The organism is Anaerobacillus alkaliphilus, from assembly GCF_004116265.1.
Lineage (GTDB): Bacteria > Bacillota > Bacilli > Bacillales > Anaerobacillaceae > Anaerobacillus > Anaerobacillus alkaliphilus.
Genome location: NZ_QOUX01000036.1, coordinates 1 through 20745, shown reverse-complemented (window position 1 = coordinate 20745; position 20745 = coordinate 1). Strand labels below are relative to the sequence as shown.

24 protein-coding genes and 1 rRNA gene are annotated in these 20745 nt (G+C 36.4%); 2 read left to right on the top strand and 23 right to left on the bottom strand.

Translation table 11 applies throughout. From position 1 onward, the window contains the following. Positions 1 to 20 precede the first annotated feature (20 nt). The 14 genes from glmU to DS745_RS25515 form a co-directional block, all read right to left on the bottom strand. On the bottom strand, positions 21 to 1391 hold the full coding sequence (gene glmU / locus DS745_RS10850) for a bifunctional UDP-N-acetylglucosamine diphosphorylase/glucosamine-1-phosphate N-acetyltransferase GlmU (protein WP_129078281.1): 1371 nt from the start codon (positions 1389 to 1391) through the stop codon (positions 21 to 23). A gap of 208 nt (positions 1392 to 1599) precedes the next feature. Next, the gene (gene spoVG, locus DS745_RS10845) at positions 1600 to 1893 is read right to left on the bottom strand and encodes a septation regulator SpoVG (protein ID WP_129078280.1); all 294 of its coding nucleotides are present in this window, start codon (positions 1891 to 1893) and stop codon (positions 1600 to 1602) included. Positions 1894 to 2077: 184 nt separating this feature from the next. Beyond that, positions 2078 to 2452 carry a RidA family protein gene (locus tag DS745_RS10840; RefSeq protein WP_129078279.1) on the bottom strand — a complete coding sequence of 125 codons (375 nt, stop codon included), beginning with the start codon at positions 2450 to 2452 and terminating at the stop codon, positions 2078 to 2080. A 1-nt stretch (position 2453) separates the two neighbouring features. Then, on the bottom strand, positions 2454 to 3299 hold the full coding sequence (gene purR, locus DS745_RS10835) for a pur operon repressor (protein WP_129078278.1): 846 nt from the start codon (positions 3297 to 3299) through the stop codon (positions 2454 to 2456). 58 nt (positions 3300 to 3357) lie between these two features. Continuing rightward, positions 3358 to 4221, bottom strand: coding sequence for a 4-(cytidine 5'-diphospho)-2-C-methyl-D-erythritol kinase (gene ispE, locus DS745_RS10830; protein ID WP_129078277.1), 864 nt, complete (start codon positions 4219 to 4221; stop codon positions 3358 to 3360). A 248-nt stretch (positions 4222 to 4469) separates the two neighbouring features. Continuing rightward, the gene (locus DS745_RS10825; protein ID WP_129078276.1) at positions 4470 to 4649 is read right to left on the bottom strand and encodes a small, acid-soluble spore protein, alpha/beta type; all 180 of its coding nucleotides are present in this window, start codon (positions 4647 to 4649) and stop codon (positions 4470 to 4472) included. Positions 4650 to 5096: 447 nt separating this feature from the next. After that, positions 5097 to 5363 (bottom strand): biofilm formation stimulator Veg, encoded by a 267-nt coding sequence (veg, locus tag DS745_RS10820; protein ID WP_129078275.1) that lies wholly within the window; start codon positions 5361 to 5363, stop codon positions 5097 to 5099. 250 nt (positions 5364 to 5613) lie between these two features. Next, positions 5614 to 6510 (bottom strand): sporulation peptidase YabG, encoded by an 897-nt coding sequence (gene yabG, locus DS745_RS10815; protein WP_129078274.1) that lies wholly within the window; start codon positions 6508 to 6510, stop codon positions 5614 to 5616. A gap of 78 nt (positions 6511 to 6588) precedes the next feature. After that, complete coding sequence (rsmA, locus tag DS745_RS10810; protein WP_129078273.1) at positions 6589 to 7461, bottom strand: 16S rRNA (adenine(1518)-N(6)/adenine(1519)-N(6))-dimethyltransferase RsmA; 873 nt, start codon at positions 7459 to 7461, stop codon at positions 6589 to 6591. Beyond that, entirely contained in the window at positions 7454 to 8014 is a 561-nt protein-coding gene (gene rnmV / locus DS745_RS10805; RefSeq protein WP_129078272.1) for a ribonuclease M5, read from the bottom strand. The genes rsmA and rnmV overlap by 8 nt, the downstream gene beginning before the upstream one ends. A gap of 189 nt (positions 8015 to 8203) precedes the next feature. Further along, positions 8204 to 9412: a G5 and 3D domain-containing protein gene (locus DS745_RS10800; RefSeq protein WP_129078271.1), complete on the bottom strand. Its 1209-nt coding sequence runs from the start codon at positions 9410 to 9412 to the stop codon at positions 8204 to 8206. 232 nt (positions 9413 to 9644) lie between these two features. Continuing rightward, positions 9645 to 10412 carry a TatD family hydrolase gene (locus DS745_RS10795; RefSeq protein WP_129078270.1) on the bottom strand — a complete coding sequence of 256 codons (768 nt, stop codon included), beginning with the start codon at positions 10410 to 10412 and terminating at the stop codon, positions 9645 to 9647. Positions 10413 to 10529: 117 nt separating this feature from the next. Continuing rightward, the gene (gene metG, locus DS745_RS10790) at positions 10530 to 12488 is read right to left on the bottom strand and encodes a methionine--tRNA ligase (RefSeq protein WP_129078269.1); all 1959 of its coding nucleotides are present in this window, start codon (positions 12486 to 12488) and stop codon (positions 10530 to 10532) included. A gap of 155 nt (positions 12489 to 12643) precedes the next feature. Then, a complete protein-coding gene (locus DS745_RS25515; RefSeq protein ID WP_421721816.1) occupies positions 12644 to 12778 on the bottom strand; it encodes a hypothetical protein in 135 nt (44 codons plus the stop codon). A 474-nt stretch (positions 12779 to 13252) separates the two neighbouring features. On the opposite strand from DS745_RS25515, the gene DS745_RS10785 reads away from it, so the two are divergent. Next, positions 13253 to 13540 carry an AbrB/MazE/SpoVT family DNA-binding domain-containing protein gene (locus tag DS745_RS10785; protein WP_129078268.1) on the top strand — a complete coding sequence of 96 codons (288 nt, stop codon included), beginning with the start codon at positions 13253 to 13255 and terminating at the stop codon, positions 13538 to 13540. A gap of 35 nt (positions 13541 to 13575) precedes the next feature. On the opposite strand, the gene rsmI is transcribed toward DS745_RS10785, so the two are convergent. The 8 genes from rsmI to DS745_RS10745 form a co-directional block, all read right to left on the bottom strand. Further along, the gene (rsmI, locus tag DS745_RS10780) at positions 13576 to 14448 is read right to left on the bottom strand and encodes a 16S rRNA (cytidine(1402)-2'-O)-methyltransferase (protein WP_129078267.1); all 873 of its coding nucleotides are present in this window, start codon (positions 14446 to 14448) and stop codon (positions 13576 to 13578) included. A gap of 24 nt (positions 14449 to 14472) precedes the next feature. After that, a complete protein-coding gene (locus DS745_RS10775; protein ID WP_129078266.1) occupies positions 14473 to 15210 on the bottom strand; it encodes a tRNA1(Val) (adenine(37)-N6)-methyltransferase in 738 nt (245 codons plus the stop codon). Positions 15211 to 15318: 108 nt separating this feature from the next. Beyond that, positions 15319 to 15669: a DNA replication initiation control protein YabA gene (yabA, locus tag DS745_RS10770; protein WP_129078265.1), complete on the bottom strand. Its 351-nt coding sequence runs from the start codon at positions 15667 to 15669 to the stop codon at positions 15319 to 15321. A gap of 7 nt (positions 15670 to 15676) precedes the next feature. Beyond that, the gene (locus DS745_RS10765) at positions 15677 to 16510 is read right to left on the bottom strand and encodes a PSP1 domain-containing protein (protein ID WP_129078264.1); all 834 of its coding nucleotides are present in this window, start codon (positions 16508 to 16510) and stop codon (positions 15677 to 15679) included. Positions 16511 to 16516: 6 nt separating this feature from the next. Continuing rightward, positions 16517 to 17503 carry a DNA polymerase III subunit delta' gene (gene holB, locus DS745_RS10760; protein WP_129078263.1) on the bottom strand — a complete coding sequence of 329 codons (987 nt, stop codon included), beginning with the start codon at positions 17501 to 17503 and terminating at the stop codon, positions 16517 to 16519. Between the two features lie 12 nt (positions 17504 to 17515). After that, positions 17516 to 17845, bottom strand: a complete 330-nt coding sequence (locus DS745_RS10755) for a cyclic-di-AMP receptor (RefSeq protein ID WP_129078262.1) — start codon at positions 17843 to 17845, stop codon at positions 17516 to 17518. Positions 17846 to 18004: 159 nt separating this feature from the next. Then, positions 18005 to 18637 (bottom strand): dTMP kinase, encoded by a 633-nt coding sequence (gene tmk, locus DS745_RS10750; RefSeq protein ID WP_129078261.1) that lies wholly within the window; start codon positions 18635 to 18637, stop codon positions 18005 to 18007. Positions 18638 to 18652: 15 nt separating this feature from the next. Beyond that, entirely contained in the window at positions 18653 to 20083 is a 1431-nt protein-coding gene (locus DS745_RS10745; protein WP_129078260.1) for an aminotransferase class I/II-fold pyridoxal phosphate-dependent enzyme, read from the bottom strand. A 228-nt stretch (positions 20084 to 20311) separates the two neighbouring features. Here DS745_RS10745 and DS745_RS10740 point away from each other — a divergent pair, with 228 nt between their 5' ends. Further along, positions 20312 to 20506, top strand: a complete 195-nt coding sequence (locus tag DS745_RS10740) for a sigma factor G inhibitor Gin (protein ID WP_129078259.1) — start codon at positions 20312 to 20314, stop codon at positions 20504 to 20506. Positions 20507 to 20618: 112 nt separating this feature from the next. On the opposite strand, the gene rrf is transcribed toward DS745_RS10740, so the two are convergent. Then, positions 20619 to 20734, bottom strand: a 5S ribosomal RNA gene (gene rrf / locus DS745_RS10735). Positions 20735 to 20745: the final 11 nt, after the last annotated feature.

Genomic DNA, 20745 nt, shown 5'->3' with positions numbered 1-20745 from the left:
CTTACCCCCATATGTGTATATTACTTTTTATTTAAATTTTTTACATATTCTTCTTTTACAGTTTGTCTTGCACGAGCAATAGCTAGAGCATTTTCCGGTACGTCATCTGTTATCGTAGAACCAGCCGCAACATAGGAGTTTTTTCCAATAGTAACAGGTGCAATTAAATTAGAATTACAACCAACAAAAGCGCCGTCTTCTACTTTTGTTAAGTGTTTGTTTTTCCCATCATAATTAACGGTAATTGAGCCACAGCCTAAATTAACGTCATTGCCGATTATGGCATCACCGATATAACTTAAATGTGAAGCCTTACTTCCTTTGCCAAAAGTGGATTTCTTCACTTCAACGAAATTGCCAATTTTAGCCTCGTCACCGATACAAGAATGTGGACGAATATGAGCAAAAGGACCAACAGCAACATCATCGCCAATTTCACTTGAAGAAACTACTGATTGTTTAATACTTGTATTATTACCTACAGCACTATCAATAATTTCTGTATTTGGTCCAATAATACAACTTTCTCCTATGAAGCTTTTTCCTGTTAATATTGTTCCGGGTTTTATAATCGTATCCATCCCAATTAAAACATCAGCACCAATATAAGTGTTACTAGGATCAATAATAGTGACACCATTACGCATATGAGCTTCATTGATACGTTTCTTCATAATCGTCTCCGCACTAGCCAAAGCAACACGATCATTTACGCCTAGAGTCTCATCAAAGTTAGCAGTTTGGTAAGCTGCTATTAACTCATCATTACTTTTTAATATTTCAATTACATCTGGTAAGTAATATTCCCCTTGAACATTCTTATTTCCAACATGTTTTAGTGCTGCAAATAATGCTTGATTATCAAAGCAATATGTTCCCGTATTTATTTCAGTAATCTTGCGTTCTTCAATTGTAGCATCTTTATGTTCCACGATCCGTTGAACAAGGCCTTGGTCATTACGAACAATTCTACCATATCCAGTAGGATCACTAGTTTCCGCTGTAAGGATTGTCGCCTTTGCCTTTTGCTCTTCATGAAATAATAGAAGCGAGTCCATCGTTTCTTTTGTAATGAGAGGGGTGTCTCCGCACAGAACAATAGTCACTCCTTCTTTATCTTCCAATAGGGAATCGGCTTGCATAACTGCATGACCAGTACCTAACTGCTCTCCTTGCAATACATATGTTACTCCGTCACCTAGTTGTTCCTTTACTTTCTCTGCTCCATGCCCTACAACAACAACAGTTTCATCAACCCCAACTTTTGAGATTTGGTCAACTACATGTTGTACCATAGGCTTGCCACAAACAGTATGAAGAACTTTATAAAGTCTAGATTTCATTCTAGTCCCTTGACCAGCGGCCAAAATTACCGCAAAACGATTGTTCATAGCTACCTCCAACGGTTCTTTTTTTCCATTACGAATATATATCAAAAACGTTGCTATTTCAAGTAACAATCACAATTCTCTAAAATAGATTATTTTACCATACATATATTGTTTCTTATAATCTCTAATAATATATAGCACACCCTCGGTTAGTAACAAAAAAGAATGGCCAGGGATAAATTATCCCCGGCCATTCGTATTTGCTTGTTTACGAAGCGCCTGCTTCTTCATATTCAACTTCTTCAATATCTCCAGCTTTCTCATACTCAGCTAAAACTGCCGATTGAATTTTCTCTCTCGTTTGAGATGAGATTGGGTGAGCGATGTCTCTAAATTCACCATCTGGAGTTCTTTTGCTAGGCATTGCTACAAACATACCATTGTTTCCGTCAATTACTCGGATATCATGAACAACAAATTCATGATCGATAGTTATGGATGCTATAGCACGCATGCGTCCTTCCGTTGTTACACGGCGTAGTCTCACGTCTGTTACTTCCATTTCTGCCACCACCTTTTTCCAATTAAATAAGTCCTCTAAATACATTCAACATGGAATTTCTTTTTTCCTTCTTTTTTTAACAAAAAAACAGGAAAAATTTCGTGGTTTTTCTAACTTTTACACAACATTCACAAAATGTTCATAAAATAAAGAAGGGCTATTGCTTCAGCCCTTCTTTAAAACGTTATTTAATTAAAGCAATAACCTCAATTTCGACAAGTACATCTTTAGGAAGCCTAGCTACTTCCACACACGATCTTGCTGGCTTATGAGTTGAGAAGTAATTTCCATAGACTTCATTTATTAAAGGAAAATCATTCATGTCTTTAATAAAAACAGTTGTCTTTACAACAGTTTCACGGGAAGCTCCAGCTTCCTTTAAGACTGCATCAACATTTTTTAACACTTGTTCTGTTTGTTCTTTTACGTCGCCTACAACTAACTCTCCGCTAGCCGTTAAAGGAATTTGGCCAGAACTGTAAAACATATTATTTACAATGACACCTTGTGAGTATGGACCAATTGCAGCTGGCGCTTCGTTTGTATGTACAATTTTCATTTTATTTTTCCTCCCGATATTGTTTTAAATTCTCAAAGAAATTTCCTAACTCAACCGTAATTAGTTTATCCTTCGTGTTAACTTCTGATAATCGAGTCATAGAAATGTACTTGTCAACTAACCTTTCATCGACATGATCGGCTTCTACCAGAACCCCTGTTCCTACCACGTTTGATTGAAATTCATCAACCAAATTAATCATTCCTTTTATCGTTCCGCCTGCTTTCATAAAATCATCGATGATAAGAACATTGGATCCTTCTTGCAAACTTCTTTTTGCTAATGACATCGTCTGTATTCGTTTTGTGGAACCTGAGACATAGTTTATGCTAACAAGAGACCCTTCTGTAATCCTATGCTCGTGACGAACAATACATACAGGCACATTCATGTATGAAGCTACAGCATAAGCTAAAGGAATTCCTTTTGTAGCCATTGTCATAATGACATCAACTTTTTTATTAGCAAACAATGTTGCAAAATAACGGCCAATATCGTTCATTAATTTTGGATTTCCGATGATATCCATCATATATAGATAACCACCTGGTAAAACTCTATTTGGATCTTTTAGTTTCGTACACAAATCTAATAGGGTGGCTTCTATTTCGTCAACACTTGCTGTAGGAATATACTTAACCCCACCACTAGCACCCGCTACTGTAACTAATAATCCTGTTTCTTGGCTTTCAAACATTTCTTTAATAATACCTAGGTCTTCACTTATTGAGGATTTAGCAGAGTCATACCGTTCAGCAAAATACGTTAAAGGGATTAGCTGATGGGGATTATTTATTAAGTAATTAGTTAAGTCAACTAATCGACCACTTCGGCGAAACTTTTTCATAGCTACCTCCAAAAATCCGAATATTTAAATGTAATATACCATTTTTGTACGGATTTTATCAATAGTAACGTTCTCCCATTATACGTACAGCATGCACATCATGACAAAAACCTCGTAACCCATTATAAATGCGTAACATTCTTGACTCATGTTTCACTAAACCAAATACAGTTGGTCCACTCCCGCTCATTAAAACTCCGTCTGCACCAAAGCGGATCATTTGGTCCTTAATTCGTTGCACTTCAGGATAAAGTTTGAAGGTAACAGTTTCTAGAACATTGCCTAATTCCTGACAAATTTGGCCATACTCTCTACCTTCAATCGCAGCAACCATCTTATTAATATCCGGATGATCTATATTATTTAAATTTAAGTTTCGGTAGACTTCAGCTGTAGACACGCCTATAGGTGGCTTGGCCAAAATTACCCAACATGATGGTGGCGCACTTATATGTTTGATTTTTTCTCCCCGGCCAGTAGCTAGAGCCGTACCTCCATATACGCAGAACGACACATCTGATCCAATCTTTGCACCTAGTTCTGCCAGCTCATCTAAACTTAATCCTAGATCCCATAATTGATTGAGTCCTCTCAGAGTCGCAGCTGCATCGCTACTACCGCCAGCTAATCCTGCTGACACGGGAATATTCTTTTGAATAGCTATCTTTACTCCCTTGCTAATCTTAAATTTATCCTTAAGTACTTGGGCAGCTTGATACGCTAGATTGCGATTATCGTTAGGAACAAACCCCTCTGATACATCAATTACTATTTTATTTTCCTCTAATAACGTTAATTCAATTCGATCTGCTAAATCTACCGTGGTCATAATCATCTCTACTTCATGAAAACCATCTTCCCTTTTATGAAGTACATCAAGAGATAAGTTAATTTTTGCAGGAGCCTTAATCGAAATTTTCACCTTTATCACCTTCTATGTTCCATATGCTTACGCTATTTTATCACTTGTTGTCGATTGTAACCACCATTTGTGACAAAAATTTCAAGTATCTACAAACTTTATATGTTTATAAGGATAGCCTAGCTAGGTGAAGTATATAACAGGCTTCCCATACTGTATAGATAACAAATTCTGTGGGTTAAAAGTAAAAAGGCTAACTCACCTAAGAGCTCTTAAGTAAGTCAGCCTATCGTAACAAGTTATTAACGTTATTTTTGCCTGCTAGCAAGTTGTTGTTCAGCAATTTCTACTGCACGTTTTACCATATTACCGGCATCACGAGAACGAATTCCGCCCCAGCCCTCTTTCTGGACTGTGTCATAAAATCCTAATTCTTTTGCAAGTTCTACTTTAAATTGCTCAGACATTATTCCTCGCCTTCTAGCCATTTAAAACAACCCCTTTAATTAACATTGTTACGACGCTTATAATGTACCCGTTTCTTAGTGTCTTTATTTAAGGCTCTTTTCGTAAATATTGTGGCTTTTTATCCTAAAATAATCGAAAAATACCCTAGATGAAGATATCAGCCAATAAATTTTGTAAGAAAAGAGCAATACTTACTAAATTAGTTGTGAATTCTTTGTATTTTGTGTAAAAATCCGGCTTATGTGATTTTTACGAAAGCAACAAACTTTGCGAAAACAGCCTTACTTAAAGCCTAGACTTTGTTTGCCTTTTTAAAAATGATTACAAACATAGCTAAACCTTCCCAAAATAAAAAAGAGCTACACTCATTACCTAAGCGTCAGGCACCTCCCTTAAGAAGTATGTACTACATACTTTTCTAGGGAGAAGTCAGACCCAAAATGAGTATACCTCTTTTTCACCAAGAACTATTCAACTTCTACAGCAACGGCATTTTCATCCTCACATACTGTTAACTGCACTGTTTCCGTTAAAACGTCTGCATAGCTATATGACACTCTTTCAAAGGCGTTTTGATCTTCATCAAGCTTAATTATGAATACAGACGGGTATGTTTCTTCAAGAAAACCAGAACGTTCAATTGTTTTACGACGACCACCATTCGCTTTTATTGTAATCCTTTTTCCAATATTAGCGTCTAACGTTCGCTTAATGTCCACTAAAGTTTTTCCCATTATTGAAACCACCTCACTTATACAGAGTGTAACACAGCCGACCAATAATGTCAAACAAAATTAAAATTATAGCAAGTAAACAAAATATTTGTCAACACTATTCGTTCAACTTTTTTTGACTAATTTCTCAAACATTAGATATTATTGCTTAAAATTTCGATATTATGTAAAATAATTGAAAAAATTGAAAGAACATAAACTGTCCAAAGTTAATGGATTTGACTAATATGAACAAAAAACAGAAGGAGCACTAGTGCTCCTTCTTCCTTGTCGAAACATATATATGATCTTCGTTGTTCTTTAGGGGCATACCTCGTCGTAATAACCCGCGCGTTTCTATTCCGCCTAATCCCTTTTCACCAGTTAATGTATTTCTTAACAACTCCCAAATGCTTACGCTATCTGTAAAAGGTGTCAAACTAACTTTGGCCGCTATATAAACTGGATCTAATGCGTGGATATTAATTCTGTCAGGTGAGCTAGCAAAGTTTGCACCTGCTCTAATTAATGTCTCAAAATACGATTGGCAGGCACCTGCAAATATAACTAAATGATCAATGTGAGGTTCAAACTTTCTAGCCTCTCGAACCGCTTCTGCAAAGTATCTTGTGTTTCGGTATGCCTTTACTTCATTTGGTTCGCCTTTACTTCTCATATAAGCATCATGACCTGTAATGACAAGTATATCTGGTCTAACCATTTCAAGAAGCGGGGTTATCTGTAATGGCATTTCCTTTTCTTGCATATGAACACCGTAAATAGGTACTCCGAGTTTTTCATATAAATCGGTACACTTCTTTAAATAAACTGGGTCACCATCAATGTGAAGAATTCGACCCGGTAGTTCAAAGTAAGAACAATTACTGTTATAGCCGGATGTCATTTCATATTCATTTCTATTTCTCGTCAGTCTACTATCTTGCCTAAACAGTCGATAGCAATTATCTTCTTTTTTCTTTTCTTCAACTTGCCTTAGGCCTTTCTCTGATTCAGAGACTAGGTCTAAATCCGAAAGGGGAGAGTCTGCAATTAGGCGCATCTCTTCTCCAATAATTATTGCTTGGTTATCATCTATTTTTGAAATACGAAAAAGTAAGTCGTTACCGTATGACCTTCTTGTTACTAAATCGCCAACCTTTACTTTCAAGAAACACACCTCCTCACCTATAGCCTATGAGGAGAACTGTATTTCAGTGATTGTTAATAAGATATCCGGGTCTATAAATTATTTAATCTCAAGTAGAGAATTTGCAAGTAACCCAAACTCCTCCATTGAGAGTGTCTCACCTCTACGTGTTGGATCAATGTTACATTCTGTCAAAACTGCCTCGATTGCCTCTTTTTCAGTCTTCGAAAATAAATTATGGGTTAAATTATTCATTAGTGTTTTTCTTCGTTGTGCGAAGCTAGCTTTGACAAGCTTGAAGAAGAATTCTTCATCTTTTACCTTAACAGCTGGCTCGGTTCTTAACGTTAACCGTAATACCGCTGAATCTACATTCGGTTGTGGTACAAATACCGTTTTCGGTACAATGATCTCAGTAGAAGCTTCAGCGTAGTATTGGGCAGCAATTGATAACGAGCCATAATCTTTCGTTCCAGGCTTAGCTGCAATCCGTTCAGCAACCTCTTTTTGGATCATCACTACAATCCCACGAATAGGGAGCTTCTCCTCTAACAATTTCATTAAAATAGGTGTTGTTACATAATAGGGTAGGTTTGCTACTACCATTAGATCTTGGTTTTCTTTAAAATTTTCTTTTATTACGCTATGTATATCTGCCTCGAGCACATCTGAATGAATAACAGTTACATGAGGGTAAGGTGCTAATGTTTCGTTAAGAATTGGTAGCAACCGCTGATCTATTTCAAAGGCAACAACTCTTTCACAACGTTTCGCAAGCTGCTCTGTCAGGGCACCTATTCCTGGTCCAATTTCAATAGCTCCTGAATTTTCATGTAAATCCGCACAACCTACAATATTTCTCAGTACATTCGTATCAATTAAAAAGTTTTGACCCAAGCTTTTCTTAAAAGAAAATCCATATTTTTTTAAAATTTCTTTCGTACGATTAGGTGTTGCAATTTCTTTACTCATTTTCTTCCTCCTTCAGTACACCTGCAATTGCCACAGAAAACTCTTCTGCTTTTATTTTAAACATAATAAGCCTTTTATACAGCTGCTTTCCATTCGTATAACCAATTTTTAAGAGATCACCTAATCGCTCACGGCGAGCCCTTGCTTTTTTTCCACCTATTAAACCTAGTGCCAAAAGTTCCTCTAGACTTACTTGCTCAATCCACTCTTCTTCTTCTTGTTGAGCATCAGATAAAGCACTACGAATAGCCTCTGGTGACGCATTTTCAACCCCGAGATCCTTTCCATTCTTTGAGATCGCTTCTTTCTTAGGTAGAAATGCGTGCTTACAACCCGGAACTTGCTGACTAACAATTTTTCTGATTCGTTCTCCAGGGTAATCAGGATCTGTTAGGATAATAACCCCTCTACGCTCCTTAGCAAGCTTAATTTGCTCAATTACTTGCTTTCCTATTGCAGAACCATTTGTTTCGATTGTATCGGCATCTACGGCGTTTTGAACGGCAACGGTATCATCCCTACCCTCAACAACGATAATTTCTTTTATTTTCATAAGTCCTCCGAAAAAAATAATTTCGAATTATGAATTGTCAATTTTGAATTATTATTGAAGAGCTTCGAAGCTTTCCTAAAGCCCAATTTATAATTCAAAATTCACCATTCACAATTGATCTTTATAGTATATAGCGTCTACTATGGTGAAAACAAGAAAGAGGATGACTCTGTCACCCTCTTTTGCATGCTATTTAACAATACGTACCTGAACATTTTTACGACCCCAACGAAGTGCATCACTGCGTTCAGCCATAAAGATATCAATTTTTCGACCTTGAATAGCAGAGCCAGTATCAGCTGCTCGATATTGGCCTAGTATTCTACCATTGTATCGAATTTCAATAATAGAACCTAAAGGTATTACATTAGGATCGACGGCAACAACCTTTTTATCTGGATTTGTACGTAAGTTTAATCCAGTAGCTGTGATGCCTGAACATCCATTACAATAAGCAGTATAAGCGGTCGAAGAAAACGTCACCCAATCACCAGGCGTCCCACCACGGGACACTTGTTGAACAGGAGCTGGTTGCTTTGTTCCAACAGCCACTACTCGATCAGTACTTTGTTGAACAGTTTCTGTTTTTACTAACTCTCTAGATACTTCTTTTCCATTTTCAAGAATTACTTCAAAATGTTTTGCAACTTTTCCTTTTTGACCTTTTTGAACTTCTTTTTCAGTTCCTCTTGTAAGAGAATTGTCATTTCTAGTTACCGTTGCAAAGTCAATTGTTTCTTCCACAACATCGGTGACCTTTTGTACTCTAATGATATTGATTTCGGTATTAGCTTTTACAATTTCAGCTTGCGATGGCTCTACTCTATCAAGCTCTCCTAGAATAATGTCTTCTGCTTTTAAAAAGTCAGCGACAGTTGTCGAAGTAGTCCACACTTCTTTCTCCTCACCGTCACTATGTATAGTAACTGTGAAGGCGGACTCATAAGTAATATTCATATCTTCAACAAGAGCTGTTTCTAGACTTGGCACTATCTTATCATAGTCACCAACTTCTAAATTTAATTCCTTAACTAAATCTTCTAGCGTACTAGATGTGGTCCATACTGGTAGCTTTTCACCATTATTTGTTAAATAGACTAACTTCGCAGGAATCCACACAACATTAACATCATTTGATAACAAGCTATCTAGTGACGGTTCAACAAAGTCGTGCTCACCTACTAATATATCATTCTCCAACATTAGTTCATCTACAGTCTTGGCATGAGTTTTGAGGTTTGTTTCTTCCCCATTTACTACTAGTGTAACAGATGTTTTTGTTAGCTCATAAGCAGCAACGCTAACCACCCCAACTAGTAATATCATACTAACGATGGACATGATTAACCTTTTTCCAGTAAGGCTTTCGGAAAAAAGTTTCTTCATGTTTGGTATCATAGTTAAAAACTCCCCCTTCTAAGGACCGAATTATATAGAGTTATGCCAGTCTTGTCAATGTAAAAAAATTCCCCCTCTCAGAAGCTTTACGTGTAATTATCCATAAAATGGACTAAAAAGGGAACAAAAACTGTTCGACAAGACTAGCATATGCCTGTTTTCTTGATTGTAGAACTAACTAGAAGTTAGTTTATAATAGACAAGCCTCTTTAAAATTCGACAAAAACCACTGTCAAATTATAGCAAAAAGTCTCTTTGCGTTATCGTTTGTAACCTGAACAACTTCGTCATAGGTCATTTCTTTTAATTCTGCAATTGTTTCTGCTACTAGTTTAACATAACTTGGCTCATTGCGCTTCCCTCTATATGGGTGGGGAGCTAAATATGGACAATCCGTCTCAATTAACAACCATTCTAAGGGAATTTCTTTTGCTACTTCTTTTGGACGTTTCGCATTTTTAAAAGTAACCGGTCCGCCAAAAGAAATAAAAAAATTCATAGAAATACATTGTTTGGCAATTTCAAGGCTACTTCCAAAACAATGCATGATCCCACCAATTTCATGAGCATGTTCCTCTTTTAAGATCTTTACGATATCCTCATGAGCATCTCGGTTATGGATGATAATTGGTAGCTTCACTTTTCGTGCTAACTGAATTTGTTTGCGAAAGACCTCTTGCTGCACTTCCTTAGGGGATTTATCCCAATAGTAATCTAAGCCCATTTCACCTAGGGCAACTACTTTAGGATGACTTGCTAGCTCTTCAAGCCAGGCTAAGTGCTTTTCAGTCATATCAATAGCATCAACTGGATGCCAACCTACTGCAGCATAAATGAACTCGTAATCTTCAGCCAATTGTAGAGCACCTTTTATTGTTTTCTCATCAAAGCCCACTACGACAATATTCGTTACTCCCTCTGCCTGGGCTCGCTTGATCACTTCCTCAACATCCTCTTCAAACTGATCGGCATTTAAATGCGCATGTGTGTCGAATAACATTTTTTAAAACTCCTTTTTAATTGTCAATTATGAATTTTGAATTATTAATTAGTCAGGGTATTGCTTCGAAGCAGAACCTAAACCAATTCATAATTCATCATTGTCAATTCATAATTGTTATTTCACTTGCGAACCATTCGGTAGAGTTTGTTCAATTGTTGCTAATGTTAATTTACCGTTATGAGAAGCTGCTAGGATCATCCCCTGCGATAACTCACCGCGAAGTGTAATTGGTTTTAAATTCGTAACACAGATAACTTTTTTACCAACAAGCTCCTCTGGCGAATAGTGCTCTGCAATACCCGAGACAACTTGGCGTTGTTCGTAACCCAAATCCAATTGAATTTTCAAGAGTTTTTTGGCCTTTTTGACCGGCTCAGCTTTTAGTACTTCTGCAACACGTAAATCTATATTCATAAACTCATCAATCGTGATTTCTTCAGTTTCAGGTGCTTCTACTTTTACCTCATCTTCGGTTTCTGAAGTAGTTGAAGTCGATGATCCTTCCATCATCGTGACAATATAAGCAACTTCATCAGCTGTTTCTAGTCTTGGGAAAATCGGTTCACCCTTAGAAATAGTAACTCCTGACTGTAATCCACCAAATTGTCTTAAGCTATCCCACGTTGTTTCTTTTTCAGTAATTCCAAGTTGTTCCCAAATTTTCTTAGGAGTCGTTGTTAAGAACGGTTGGATTAGAATTGAAACATAACGTAACGACTCTCCTAAATGATAAAGAACAGATCCTAATTGAGATTTGTTTTCCTCACTCTTTGCTAAAACCCATGGTTGTGTTTCGTCAATGTATTTATTTGTTCTACTAACCAGTTGCCATATCGCTGCTAATGCGACAGAAAACTCCATATCTTCCATTGCATTTTCAACCTTTTCCACTGTTTCTTCTGCAAGTGCAACTAAATTAACGTCATAACTTGTTGCATCTTTTATATAGCCTGGAACTTCACCATCAAAATACTTATTAATCATGGCTACAGTTCGATTTAAAAGATTTCCTAAATCGTTAGCTAAGTCAAAATTAACTCGCTCGACAAAGCTCTCTGGAGTAAAAACTCCGTCCGAACCAAATGGTACTTCTCGAAGTAAGTAATAACGAAGTGAATCTAATCCGTAACGTTCAATTAATGGGACTGGATCAACTACATTTCCTTTAGATTTCGACATCTTTCCGTCCTTCATTAATAACCAACCATGACCAAATACCTTCTTTGGCAAAGGAAGATCTAGAGCCATCAGCATAATAGGCCAATAAATCGTATGGAAACGAATAATTTCTTTTCCTACTAAATGAACATCTGCTGGCCAGTATTTTTCATACTTTTCTTGATTTGATGTACCGTATCCTAGAGCAGTGATATAATTCGAAAGCGCATCGATCCATACGTAGACGACGTGCTTCGGATCGTTAGGTACCTGTACACCCCATTCAAAAGAAGTTCTAGAAACAGCAAGATCCTCTAATCCTGGCTTAATAAAGTTATTTATCATTTCATTTTTTCTAGACTCCGGCTGGATAAAGCCAGGGTTGTCTTCGTAATATTTTAAAAGGCGGTCAGCATACTTACTCATTTTAAAGAAATAAGATTTTTCCCTAACCTTCTCCACCTGTCTGTTACAGTCAGGGCAGTTCCCATCTTTCAATTGTCTTTCAGTATAGAATGACTCACAAGGTGTACAATACCATCCCTCATATTCATCTAAATAAATATCTCCTTGGTCCAATAATCGTTGAAAAATTTGTTGAACAATCTCTTTGTGCCTAGTTTCGGTTGTGCGGATGAAATCATCATATGAGATATCTAACTTTTTCCATAGGTCTTGAATTCCACTTACAATTTCATCAACAAACTGCTGAGGGCTCACGCCTTTTTCTTCAGCTTTTCGTTCAATTTTTTGTCCATGTTCATCAGTCCCTGTCAAGTACATTACGTCATACCCACGTAATCGTTTATACCTTGCCATAGCGTCACCTGCCACGGTTGTATAGGCATGACCTATATGAAGCTTGTCACTTGGGTAATAGATTGGTGTAGTTAAATAAAATGTTTTGTTAGTCATCGTTCTTCCTCCTTAAATAATCGACTATTTTCCATACAAAAAAACCCTCACCCTAAAAAAGGGACGAGAGTTATCTTCTCACGTGTTACCACCCAAATTCCCTTGTATCTCACGATGACAAGGCTCAGTAAGTTACTCAATTGCAACTTAACCAATTAACGCTTGATCCACGTTGCCCCCTTACTAGCCAAAGCTTGCTCGAAGGCAAATCCTCCAAGACCATTTTCAAAAGTTCCACCTATACCAGTTTTCAGCTCCCCTGGCTCTCTGCCTATAGTTTTTATAACCATAGATAGGATTTCCTTTTTACTTATCTTTTCACAGGAATAATTATTATTTATTATATGAGTGTTTCTTCATACTTTCTTCAAACTCTTTGGCAAAAATATACCTAATGTTATTACTCATGTCAAGTTTACCCAAATAGTTAGTTTTTCATAGCTGCAAAATTTGTCGAATTTTAGCTAGTTATAACTTTTAGTTTTGTCGAAATAACAACTGGTTATTTACACTTAAATTGACTAATAATTGTAAAATTTTTAAATTAAAAACCAATGTTCAAAAATATGTCAAATGAAGAAATTTGTTGGTATGACTAGCTTGACGGTTGTATAAATTTAATAAATCTACAAAACTAGTAAAAAATTGAAGAATACTAATTGACTTCTTTTGGAAACGCTGGTATTCTTAATTTACAGAGAAAAATGTCGAAAAATGAAGAATTGACGATAGATAAAAAACAATCACTCAGGAGGAGAAAATAAATGAAATCTACAGGAATTGTTCGTAAAGTTGATGAGTTAGGACGCGTGGTTATTCCAATCGAGCTTCGCCGTACACTTGATATTGCAGAAAAGGATGCTTTAGAAATTTACGTTGATAGCGATCGCATCATCTTAAAAAAATATAAGCCAAACATGACTTGCCAAGTAACTGGCGAAGTAAATGACGATAACTTATCATTAGCTGGCGGTAAAATCATCTTAAGTCCAAGCGGTGCTAAAGAAATTATTGCTGAACTTCAAAACTTCGTTGAAAAAACAGTAAAATAATATTATAAAAAACAGGCTGACATTATATGTCAGCCTTATTTTTCGTTATGATACACTTGATATACTTCTCGCTTCTGTAGGTTTCTGTCTTTTGCCACCTGTTTTATCGCTTCCTTTGACGAAAGTTGGATTGCAATGTAATGTTCAATATGTTGCTCTATCGTAAGATCCGTCCACCAAATATCATCATTTACAATCGCCTCATCAGCTGCCCCTTCTAAGATAAGACAGTATTCACCTCTTGGGTCTTCCTTCGTATAGTGGTCAATTACTTCACTGACGTGTCCTCTAATAAATTCTTCAAATTTCTTCGTAAGTTCACGGCAGACTGAAATTTTTCGATCTCCTAATTGCTCAAGGATCGTCTGTAACGTTTCTTTTAAACGATGTGGTGATTCATAAAAAATAATTGGGCATTGGATATTTTTCAATGTGTCTAATTGCTTTTTCTTATCTTTTTTTTGCCTATTTAAGAACCCGTAAAAATAAAAATTTTCTGTTGGGAATCCAGAAGCAACCAGGGCAGGTAAAGCTGCATTTGCACCTGGTAATGGGATCACTGGTATATTTTCTTGAATACAACTAACAACCAGCTCATACCCAGGATCAGAGATAGCTGGCATTCCAGCATCGCTTACTAAAGCCACCTTTTTACCAGTCTGTATCTCTTCTACTAGTCTTGAGCCGCTAGATTGCTTATTATGATCATGATAGCTAACAAGTTTGGTGGTTATCTCAAAATGGTTACAAAGCTTCTTCGTTTGTCTTGTATCTTCGGCTGCAATTATGTCTACTGTTTTTAAAACCTGTAACGCTCGGTATGTAATATCCTCTAAATTTCCTATTGGTGTTGGCACTAAATATAATGCCCCTGCTTCTTCATTGTGAAAACTTTTTTGAATCCACATCAGTGTATATAACCTCCTTCAAGACTATGAAAAATAAATGTTTTTAAACTCTTCGGTGTATGTATTATCATCATGATATACGAATAGTGGTTGTAAAATTTTTATCCCTGACTTACCGTTTTTTATACCTTCTACTAATAATATATTCGCTTCACGTTCTTTCTTAGGGTGAACAAATTGAATTCGTTTTGGCTCGATTTGATATTTTTTCATAGAAGTAATGATATCAATTAAACGGTCAGGACGATGAACAATGGCGACCTTTCCTCTTTCTTTAACAAGATCACCACTAACACGAAGAACATCATCCAAGTCACAGTAGATTTCATGTCTAGCGATCGCAAAATGTTTATTCTCATTCCATTCTTTCTCTGTTACCGTTTTAAAATACGGCGGATTACAAGTTACTAGATCAAATTTACCTTTACCCAGGCTCGTAGGAGCATTCTTAATATCGCCATGAAGGAACGTAATTTGTTCACTCAGCTCATTCATCTCTGTACTTCTCACTGCCATATGAAATAAGCGTTCTTGTATTTCGACTCCAGTGATCTTTGCTTTGCTTCGTTCGCTGAGTAGTAATGGTATAACACCATTTCCCGTACACAGATCAACAATATCACCTTTTTGAATTGGTACATAACAGAACTTGGCTAGAAAAACTGCATCCATTGAGAAAGAAAAAACATCTGGGCTTTGAATAATTTTCAATTTTTCATTAGGTAAATGATCTATCCGTTCATCTTGCTCGATTTTAACCATTGTTTGCTAATCTCCTCGTATCATTAATAAACTTGATTATATCAAATCACGGGTAGTAGTTTCCATTAAGCACAAAAAAAGAGGTGGGATATATCCACCTCCTAATCATTACTTTTTATTTAAGAACGACAAGCAAAAAAGACAGTCTCCCTCTTTACGAATACTCCCATAATGAAGGTTACAAATGTGAAACCCTTCTTGATATAGTCTGGCTAAGTTATCATAACCTTCCCCAATATCAACTTTTTCATTGTCTACCTTTTTTTCTTTTACTTCTTCTTGCTTCTGATCAGATGCTTTTTCGATCCGAGAACGTAGATGGTCGTTTTCAATCTTAAGATGTTGATTCTCTTCTAAGAGGAGGGCTAAATGTTCCTTTAACTCCCCTAATTCACGATAAAGGCCACCTATCTTTTCTTCCATAAGACTTACTCGTGAAAAGACCCCTTTTTTATCCACGTTTACTTTACACCTCAATATTTGTGGTTTGAGTAGGTAATGCTCCTTCACTGATTAGCTCATCAAGTGTAAATTCCATAATTCGCTGATCGTTTAGTTCAACTTGTATAAGTTGCTCTAGAATATTTAAACCAATCACACGACCCTTACCGTGAGTGGTAACGATTGGCTTCCCGATATCAGGAAGTTCTTGTTTTGCAGTTTCATAATTGTCGTTCTCATATTTCAAACAACACATTAATCGTCCACATAACCCAGAAATCTTCGTTGGATTAAGAGATAAACTCTGGTCTTTAGCCATTTTAATAGAAACCGGTTCAAAGTCTCCTAGGAATGAAGAACAGCACAAGATTCTACCACAAGGACCTATTCCACCTAACATTTTCGCTTCATCGCGAACCCCTATTTGTCTTAGTTCAATCCTTGTCCTAAAAATTGCTGCTAAATCTTTTACTAGTTCTCTAAAATCAATTCGTCCATCGGCTGTAAAGTAGAATAAAACTTTGTTTCGATCAAACGTGTACTCTACGTCTACAAGTTTCATATCTAAGTTATGTTCTTGGATTTTGTCTAAGCAAACTTCAAAAGCCTCTTTTGCCGCTGCTTTATTCTCTTCTACTGTTGTACGATCTTTTTCATTGGCAATTCGAACAACTTTTTTAAGAGGAAAAACAACATCCTGATCTCCGACAACTTTTCTACCAATGACAACCTTGCCATACTCAATCCCTCTAGCTGTCTCAACGATGACTAGCTCACCTTTTTGTACCTCTATATCTTCAGGGGAGAAATAATATATTTTTCCCGCTTTTTTAAACCTTACACCGACTACCTGATGCACTATACATTATCCCTCCTGTAACCTCAGCATTAATTGTTCCATCAACAATTGAGGATTTACATTTGCACTTAATCGTCTCTTTGCTTCTAGAATATTAGCCATATGTTGGCTAACCTTCTGCTGTGAGCTCTTTAATGCATGTTTTTCTAATTTATCGATCTGATCAACAAAAATAAGTTGGTCATCTGTTGCTATCAAGGTACGAAGAACATCGCGATACCAAAGTAACAAGATGTCTAAACCTAAATTCAACTGGGCTCTCTCCTTAAAATGAGGTAACCAAGTTTCTTGAAGAGTGAGCAAAACCTGATGTGGTCTTGTACACACTTCCTCACCTAATTGTATCACTATGTTACGGGCTTGTGCAATCCAATCCTCATGGTAAAGCTGGTAAGCTTCCTCCAGATCATTCGTTAATTGCCCTAATAACTTAGCAAGCGGTTTAGCAATGCCACTATTTTCGAGGTTTTCAATTAGTTTTTCTGGCGTTAATGGAACAAAAGAGAGAATTTGGACTCTAGAAAGAATCGTATTTAGAATTCGGTGCACCTCTGTCGTTGTTAAGATTGCTATTGATTGTCCATCAGGTTCTTCTAAGAATTTCAACAGTCCATTAGCTGCACTAACTGTCATTTTTTCGGCATCTTCTATGATATAGAACTTCTTGACTGATTCTACACCACGAAAGGAAAATTCCTTTTTAAGGTCGCGGATTTGTTCTATTTTAATTGTTTGGCCTTCAGGTTGAATTATGTGGACATCTGGATGGTTGCCTGATTGTATTCTTTTACAGTCTGCACATTTTTCACACGCATTAGATCCTTGAACATTTTGACAGAAAAATGTTTTCGCAAGTTGTAAAGCGACTCTTCTCTTCCCCGTTCCCTTTGATCCATCGAATAAATAAGCATGTGAAAGTCGCTGCTTGTTGATACTGTTCTTAATAATCTTCACTACTTTTTCTTGAGTTTCAGAGATTTCGTTCCATGTCATACTTCTACCACCTTAAAATCTCTCAAACTGATCTACAGGTAATACAAACACAGTTGCACCACCAACTTTAACGTTCACAGGATATGGTATATACGAATCAGCATTTCCTCCCATTGGAGATATTGGCGCTACTAATTGATCTCTATTCTTACAATTATCTCTAATAATAGTTAATACATCATCGACTTTATGATCTTCAGTACCTATAAAAAACGTCGTGTTACCAGCTTTTAAAAATCCACCTGTACTAGCTAGTTTTGTGGCTTTGAAATTTCCTTTCACAAGAGCATTAGCAAGGTTGTTACTATCTTTATCTTGGACAATTGCGACAACAAGTTTCATCCTTTAACCTCCTTAGGAATATAGTTACGCTACCTTTATTAATAAAGCCTTTATTTATCCTATTATAACAGATGTCCATTGAAGAACCTAAGTAATGGTTTACGTTTAAAGTATTATTTAAATTTTAAAAGGTAACCTTCCAAAAAGGCTACCTAGAATTTATTTGATGTTTAAATAGGAGAATAGCTTTTCTTTCGTTTCATCTACAACTTCCTCTAGCGGTCGATCTGCATTAATCTTAATTATACGTTCTGGAAACATTTCTAGTAATTTCAGATAACCTTCTCGAACTTTATAGTGAAACTCCAGATTCTCCTGGTCTAAGCGATTAATTTCTCGTTCTTTATTTTGAGCAATCCTGGCAAGGCCCTTTTCTGGCTCTATATCAAAATAAAAAGTAAGCTTTGGTAAACTATTTTCGATGGCAAACGAATTAATGGCATAGACCTCTTCTAACCCAAGTCTTCTAGCAATTCCCTGGTAGACTAAACTACTATCTAGAAAACGATCACATAACACGATCTTTCCTAGCTCTAATGCTGGAATGACGCGCTCAACTAAATGTTGTCTTCTCGCAGCAGCATATAGTAGGGCCTCTGTTCTCCCATCCATCTCTTTGTTATTCGTATCCAAAATTATATGGCGAATACTTTCCGAAATCTTAATGCCTCCAGGCTCTCTCGTTGTAATAAAGTCTACATTTTCATCTTGAAGGATTTGAGATAACTGTTGAATTACAGATGTTTTCCCTGCTCCCTCTCCGCCTTCAAATGTAATAAATTTCTCATTCATTATGTCTTCCCCACTTTATCTATATTTAAATACCTTGAGACCCTCGTCAAAAATATTAGTTCCTTGAAAATAGGCCCCAGCTTGTTTTAATTCAATTAATTCATCTATATGCTTATTCTCAATTTTTTCACCACTTATTAATAATGGAATACCTGGTGGATAAGGAATGATTGCTTCTGAGACAATTCTACCAATTGAGTTTTCTAAACGAACAGTTTCCACTTCAAGTACTTCCATTTCCTCGTAGGTTAATGCTAAGCTAGATGTTTTATTAATAATTTTAGGTGTAACTTTCGCTTTGGCATTTACAACAGCTAAATTTTTTAATTTGTTCTTTATTCTTTGGCAGACACCCTGAAGGTCATTTTTTATTATTAATGGCATAACAAAGAGGACATTGTTCTGGTCAGCTAATTCTGTATAAATAGCTTCTTCCTCCAACAGCTTTTGTAGTTGATAACCACTTAACTCACAGCTTGATTGTACCGTTACCTTTAGCGGGTCCATGTCATATTCAGCATTCTCGACTACTTTTAGTTGAGGGATATTACTTAAATGTGATTTAAACAATTTAATGGAAGCTAAGGTATCTTTCAATTCGGTTTCAGACAGCTCAGCCAAAAAGTATCTAGCCAAATCTAGAGAAGCCAACAATGGATATGAAGGACTGCTCGATTGGAATAGCTGAAGATAATGTCTTACTTTATTTATATCTACTATCCCACTGTTGAAGTGTAAAAATGAGCCCATCGTCATCGCTGGTAACGTTTTGTGAGCTGATTGAACAACAAGATCAGCCCCATAATGTATAGCCGAATTGGGCAGCAAGTTAGATGGATGTCCAAAATGAGCACCATGTGCCTCATCAACAAGAACTACTATATTATGCTCGTGGGCAACTTGAACTACTCTATCAATTTGGTTTGTGTATCCATAGTAGTTAGGTCTTGTGATGATTAACGCCCTTGAGTTAGGATATTTTTTAATTGTTTCAATTAAACTGGCTTCATCTATACACGTAGCTACTTGAGCATTGTGATCAAAGCTCGGCTCAATAAATACAGGGTTCACCTTTGCTAATCTAAGTCCGTTAAGAACCGATTTATGGCTATTCCTCTGGACAAGTACTGTATCACCTTGGTGGCATGTTGCCATAATCATCGCTAGATTGCCGACGGTAGAACCTCCAACTAGGAAAAAGCAATGTTTCGATTTAAACAAGTTACAAGCTAGATCTTCGGCTTCTTTTATTATACCAGTAGGGTTATGTAAATCGTCTAGACCACTCAGTTCAGTAACATCAATTGCTAATAATGAACGATATAAACTCTGGGCATCATTCGAGAATACTGTACCGTTTTTATGACCAGGCACGTGAAAAGATATTGGAGCTTCATTAGAAAATGAAACTAGAGCATCATAAAGCGGTCTTTTACTTTGGTTCATCGTTTCACCTCTATACACTTCATTAAAAAACACTGTTTTATTATTATAGCGAAAAACAGCGATTAACTGAACCTTTTATAATTGTTCCTTTGTACATTAATAAAGACATACACAATCAAAAGGATAGTCGCATATATATATGAAAAGTAATTATATTCAAAAAATCAGAATTTTTTATGTATAGTTTACCTTTCATTGGAAATGAATGAACTATGGAGGTGAACACTTATGACTGAAGGGCATAACGTTGAAAAATGTTCCGTATGTGAACTTAAGAGTCAATCCGGTATTCATATTTGTGATATTTATATTTGTGAAACTTGTGAACGTGAAATTGTAAATTCCGATGTAAGCGATGAATTTTATAAGTACTATTTACAAAAATTAAGAAAACTAAAGCACTCTTTATTAAATATTTCCTAACAGACTCTTTAGATAGAGTCTATTTTTTTTGGGGAAACCGTCTGTCCTTTTGATGTTTAAATTCTTCAATAGACATAAAAAAACACATCCGTAATGGATGTGTTTTTTTATCACCTAGCAACGTCCTACTCTCACAGGGGGAAACCCCCAACTACCATCGGCGCTGAAGAGCTTAACGATCGTGTTCGGCATGGGAACGAGTGTGACCTCTTCGCTATCGCCACTAGATTTATTCAATT